We start from the raw sequence: 4,991 nt of genomic DNA on the forward strand, positions 1-4,991 counted from the left end.
GGAGGAAATGAGAAACACCGAAGCAATAAAATTATCACAAATAGACATCTCCAAGAATAAAAAATAAAATCAATTATCCCAAATAAATTATCAATTCTTTACCCCTACTGTCTACTCTGCACGGACGTTGCATACAACGTCCCTACTCCCTCATTTGGTTGAGATATCTAATGATTTAGGATAGTATTTTGATTTGAGATGTAAATCTAGATTGAGGTTTTTTCTGAGTACCTAATATCCAGGTTTTTGCTAATATTTAGAGCTGTTTTCCATCCTTGAATATTCCTTATTTATAGCGGTTTTCACTCATGTTGACTTGCATTGCTTCAGCTCCCGCTGCCTTTAAGCAAAAATCTCTGTATTTTATGAAACATGAAAACTGCTATAATAGTACTTTGTTTCCACATTCGAGATAAAAATGCTATAGCTATTTGGCATTTTATGAGTTGTTTGCGCAGCATTATGGTATGAAAGAGCAACAGGCAAAAAAAGGAATGTAAAATACCTTAATCCGTAGTGCTATAACTAGGGCTTGCTGATTAAATCTAAAAGCATTGACATATAAAGACAACTGCCTTTTTGGGGCATTTCAAAAGTGCTTGGTATCACGTCTAAAACGCTCAAAAAGTTAGTATTTTAGGCGCATAGTTGGGCAGAAAAATCATTCTTACAATTCTTACTCCTACCTCCTCGCTCATTCCCCTAACTCCTATCTCCTATCTCCTACCCCCTACTAAAAGACTTTCCATACGCAAACCATAATATATATATTGTTGCTTCAAACAAAAATAGCCCCCAGTAAAGGAGGCTATAAGAACTAAGTCGCTATTGTTTTATGAAGTAGTAAAGCTTAAATATATACAACATTACTCTGTCTAAATTACTTAAGTAATAAAATACTCATTCCTCAAGCTTTGAAAAAAACTTCTTTCCTACTAACTCCTTAGTTATACTTAGGGCTTACCGATAAAATCTAAAAGCATTAACAGGTAAAGATTTTAGCTTTTTTACAGCCAAAAAAATACAACTTTTTAAGCTTGAGCGACCAAAAAGTTAGGATAAAAGGCAGAATAATTGTAGAAAAATCAACGGATAAAATATCCAACGACCTCCTCTAAATTTCCCATTCCTCCTGACTTCTGACTCCTGACTCCTGATTTATACCAAAAGACTTCCATAAGCAAAACCTACTTAATTTATCGATTTAGCAATCGTAGTATAGAGAAAATTCATAAGGATGAGGACGCAGACGCATGGGGTTAACCTCATTATCCAACTTGTACTCAATCCAAGTTTGAATCAAGTCCTCTGTAAATACCCCACCAGTAGTCAAAAACTCATGGTCTTTTTCCAAAGCTTCCAAAGCACCCTCTAAAGACCCAGGAGTAGAAGGAATCTTGCTTAACTCTTCCGGACTGAGGTCATAAATATCCACATCCAAAGAATCACCAGGGTCAATTTCATTCTTAATCCCATCAATACCAGCACAAAGCATCGCAGCAAAAGCCAGATAGGGGTTACAACTAGCATCAGGACAACGGAACTCTAGTCGCTTGGCCTTGGGATTTGTACCACTTAAAGGAATCCGAACAGAAGCAGAGCGGTTACCTTGAGAATAAGCTAAGTTTACTGGAGCTTCAAATCCAGGAACTAATCGCTTATAGGAATTAGTAGAAGGATTAGAGAATGCCAAAATTGCTGGAGCGTGTTTGAGGATACCACCAATATAATTAAGCGCCATCTTACTCAAGTTGGCATAACCATCACCCCAGAATAAAGGTTGTCCATCTTTCCAGATTGACTGGTGACAGTGCATACCCGAACCATTATCGTTAAATATAGGCTTAGGCATGAAAGTAATAGTTTTGCCATGTTTTTTGCCCACATTCTTGATGACATACTTATAAATCATCAAGTTGTCTGCAGCTTCTACCAATGTGCCAAACTTAAAGCCTAATTCATTCTGACCACCTGTAGCAACTTCGTGGTGATGCTTTTCAATGGGAACTCCACACTTGGCCATTGTTAACAGCATTTCTGTCCGCAAGTCTTGCATTGTATCTGTGGGAGATACAGGAAAATAACCTTCTTTGTAGCGAGGTTTATAAGCTTTGTTACCACCTGGTTCTTCACTACCAGAATTCCAGCGACCTTCTATACTATCTACATAGTAATAAGCTTTATTTTCTGTTTGGTCAAACCGAGCATCTTCAAATACAAAGAATTCTGCTTCAGGACCAAAGAAGGCAGTATCCCCAATACCTGTCGATCTTAAATAGTCAACTGCTTTCTGAGATATGACTCTGGGGCAACGGCTATACCATTCACCAGTTCGAGGTTCTTTAATACTACAAGTTATACTTAATGTTGGTTCAGCCATAAAAGGGTCAATCCAAGCAGTAGTTGGATCGAGTACCATCATCATGTCTGACTCGTTAATATTTTTCCAACCACGGATACTAGAACCGTCGAAGGCAACTCCATCTGTAAAGGAACTCTCATCAATTTGACTTCTGTGAACTGTTAAATGTTGCCAAATACCAGGTAGGTCAATGAATTTCAAATCAATAACTTGAATGTCATCATTGTTAATCCAGTTCAATACATCTTGGGCTGTTTGTGCCATATTAGCTCCTAAGTTTTAAATTTGGGCTTTCTTATCAAGAAGAATAGCCCTAATAAGAATACATCCGTTTAAAATTTTGGCTTTCTTAACAAGAAGAATAGCTGTGACATACTCCCACACTAAGCTGGCGCTATAGTGTCGGCTTCTCGTTTCGCAGCCCCGGTATCCCGTCGGACTCAACGAGCTTTAAGGACGGAATGCCCTACCGCCCTATTTTTTATATTTATCGCTGCATTTCCTAGTTAATGCTTCCCTACAAGATGCTGCGCAAACGCAAACAAGTCGCGGTCTATGAAAACACCGCAATGTGGGCAACAATAAGTTCGTATCAGCTAATAAGAATACATCCAGCCAATCATAAGAATGAAAATCCTTGAGTTTTTGTATCTAAGATTACAATATTCCCTAGCCTGAATCAAATGATTCTGCTAGGTGTCAATTTATAGTAGGGTAGGATAGAAAGTTTAAGAAATTGTTGGGAGAATAATTATATGCGGGACACTATAACTAGCTTAATAGATAATTACGATGCTAAAGGTCGTTATTTGGATCGGGATGCTGTCGATCAATTAAAATCTTATTTTGAAACTGGTACTGCGCGAGTACAAGCTGCTACATTAATCAATTCTATGGCTGCTAGTTTGGTTAAGCAAGCTGGGATTACGTTGTTCGCACAACAGCCGGAATTAATTCGTCCTGGTGGTAATGCTTATACGACTCGCCGTTATGCTGCTTGTCTACGGGATATGGATTATTATTTACGTTATGCTACTTATGCTTTGGTCGCAGGTAACACGGATGTTTTAGATGAAAGGGTCTTACAAGGTCTTCGAGAAACCTATAATTCTCTAGAAGTACCTATTGGACCTACTTTGGTTGGAATTGGTATTCTTAAAGAACTTGTTAAATCTGAGGCGGCAGCGGCGGGTATTCAAACTGGTGCTTTCTTAGAAGCACCCTTCGACCATTTAATTAGTGAGTTAGCTGAAAAGGACATTTAATTAATGAATAATGAATAATTAATAATTAATAATGTAAGTATTCAGCCGTCAGCTATCAGCTATTAATTTTGGGTTTGCGTAAAAGCAACCTTTGAAATTGAAAAAGAATAAAAAGTTACCGCCAGTCCCTGGAAAAAACCTTATAAGTAATTAGGTTTGCTGAAAAAGTCTTTTAGTAGGGGTAGTAGACAGTAGACAGTAGACAGGAGACAGGAAGAACGGAGAATTTAGAGGAGGTAGTCGGAAAAATTGTCCCTCAATTTTTCTGCCATAATAATTCCAAAATACTAGCTTTATGCAGCTCTTGCCACCGAAAAGTTGGTACTTTTTTTAACCCAAAAACGTTCAAGCCTTTATCTGTTAATACTTTGATCTTTAATCAGCAAGCTCTAATTATTCATTACTAATTGCTGATAGCTGTTTGCGCAGCATTCCGTAGGAAATACTTACTTAATAATTATTCATTACCAAGCGTAAAAATGGGATTTGGAAACCAAATCCCTACAGTTTTTTTCAGAACTAAGTAATTAATTATTTTGATTTTTTTTAACATTAACGAAGCGGATTTTTACAACTCAAAAAGCTGATAACTACTTGCGGAACATTCCGAAACGGAAATTCTAAAAGCTGATAGCTAGTTAATCATTAAAATTTGTGGTTAAACAAAGATTAGATATTTTATTGGTCGAACAAAACTTATGTACTTCTCGGCAAAAAGCTCAAGTTTTGATTAGAGCAGGAGAAGTAATGGTAAATCAGCAAATAATTGATAAACCAGGAACTGAAGTAGAGTCTGAGGCGAATATAAAAGTTAAGCAAAAGTCTTTGTATGTTTCTAGGGGAGGTTATAAACTTGCCAAAGCATTAGAATATTTTTCTATGCCTATTTCTGACAGAATATGTCTTGATGGAGGTATTTCAACAGGTGGGTTTACTGACTGTTTGTTACAAGCAGGGGCGAAATTAGTTTACGGTATTGATGTGGGATATGGGCAAGTTGACTGGGGTTTGCGTAATGACCAAAGAGTTGTTTTAAAAGAGAGAACTAATCTACGTTATTTAACTCCTATAGAATTATATGGCAAGGAATTAATATTAAATTCTCAAGGACAAGAAAATTCAGAAATATATCCTAATTTAGCAGTAGTTGATGTTTCTTTTATTTCTATAACTAAAGTTTTACCTGCTTTATGGCAATTACTTATTCCACCTCGTGAAACAATATTGTTGGTAAAACCTAGTTTGAAGTAGGGAAAAAACGAGTAGGTAAAAAAGGTGTGGTACGTTCTTCTACTGACCAAGCTGAAGCAATTTTTCAAGTATGGAATAGCGCTCAGAATTTAGGATGGGGATATTCTGGTTTA

2 protein-coding genes and 1 pseudogene are annotated in these 4,991 nt (G+C 36.8%); 2 read left to right on the forward strand and 1 reads right to left on the reverse strand.

Going from position 1 to position 4,991, the window contains the following annotated elements:
• Window positions 1-1,204: 1,204 nt before the first annotated feature.
• Window positions 1,205-2,626, reverse strand: coding sequence for a type I glutamate--ammonia ligase (gene glnA, locus F6K13_RS17825; RefSeq protein WP_124155250.1), 1,422 nt, complete (start codon window positions 2,624-2,626; stop codon window positions 1,205-1,207).
• A gap of 491 nt (window positions 2,627-3,117) precedes the next feature.
• Between glnA and apcB the strand changes: the two genes are divergently transcribed.
• Together apcB and F6K13_RS17835 are read left to right on the forward strand one after the other, a co-directional pair.
• Window positions 3,118-3,627 (forward strand): allophycocyanin subunit beta, encoded by a 510-nt coding sequence (apcB, locus tag F6K13_RS17830; protein ID WP_124143680.1) that lies wholly within the window; start codon window positions 3,118-3,120, stop codon window positions 3,625-3,627.
• A 654-nt stretch (window positions 3,628-4,281) separates the two neighbouring features.
• Window positions 4,282-4,991 (forward strand): annotated as a pseudogene (locus tag F6K13_RS17835) (TlyA family RNA methyltransferase); the annotation flags it as partial.

Source organism: Okeania sp. SIO2B9 (genome assembly GCF_010672505.1).
Taxonomy (GTDB): Bacteria; Cyanobacteriota; Cyanobacteriia; order Cyanobacteriales; family Microcoleaceae; genus Okeania; species Okeania hirsuta.